The 492-nt window shown below is 66.1% G+C and carries 1 protein-coding gene; it reads left to right on the forward strand.

Going from position 1 to position 492, the window contains the following annotated elements; translation table 11 throughout:
• Window positions 1–70: 70 nt before the first annotated feature.
• Window positions 71–492 (forward strand): helix-turn-helix domain-containing protein (locus FCK90_RS15220; RefSeq protein WP_158035145.1); only part of this gene is annotated, 422 nt, incomplete at its 3' end.

Below are 492 nucleotides of genomic sequence, written 5' to 3' on the forward strand. Positions count from 1 at the left end.
TGGCGGATTCAAGCGGTCAGCGCAACATCTCCTGTGAGATGGGACAGTCACTGACCACAGGAGGATCCGGATGCAGGGCAAGCACGGTCATCTCAGCCGGGAGCAGAAGCAGCTGGCGCTCAGGCTGCACGGGAAGGGCTGGCGGCTGGTCGATATCGCCAAGGAGATCGGCTGCAGCGCGCCGATGGTCGGGGTCATGGCCCGGAGCGGCAGGCACCTCGATGCCAAACCGCTCGGCTGGAAACCACGCCAGGGCTGCCTGACGATCGATGAGCGCGAGCAGATCCTTCTGGGGATCAATCGTGGCGACACATTCACCGCGATCGCCGGGCAGCTGGGGCGAACGGTGTCCACCATCAGCCGTGAGGTCAAGCGCGGCGGAGGCCGCTGCGAATACTCGGCTTGGCGCGCACATGAACGTGCCCGCCAGCAGACTCGTCGGCCGAAGCCGTTCAAGCTCAGGCCCGGCCGACTGCTCGAGGAGGTCGCCAG

This window comes from Kocuria coralli (genome assembly GCF_008831305.1).
Taxonomy (GTDB): domain Bacteria; phylum Actinomycetota; class Actinomycetes; order Actinomycetales; family Micrococcaceae; genus Kocuria; species Kocuria coralli.